The organism is Methylobacterium sp. C33D (genome assembly GCF_053345825.1).
In genome coordinates, this window is the sequence record NZ_JBKFAV010000279.1 from 1 (window position 1) to 255 (window position 255).

At 72.5% G+C, this 255-nt stretch carries 1 pseudogene; it reads left to right on the top strand.

Annotated features, from left to right (window positions below):
• Positions 1-255, top strand: a pseudogene (gene cpsB / locus ACLBXO_RS32370) (mannose-1-phosphate guanylyltransferase/mannose-6-phosphate isomerase); the annotation flags it as partial.

The following is a 255-nucleotide window of genomic DNA, read 5'->3' on the forward strand; positions in this document are numbered from 1 at the left end:
TGGTGGTGGTCTCCACCCCCGACGCGGTGCTGGTGGCCTCCAAGGCGCATTCGGGCCAGGTGAAGGAGCTGGTCGGCGCCCTGCGGGCGCAGGGCGCGCCGGAGGCGGACGCGCACCTGCGGATGTATCGGCCCTGGGGCTGGTACCAGCGCATCGACCTGGGCGAGCGCTTCCAGGTGAAGCGGATCCAGGTGGTGCCGGGCGGGCGGCTGTCGCTGCAGAAGCACTACCACCGGGCCGAGCACTGGGTGGTGG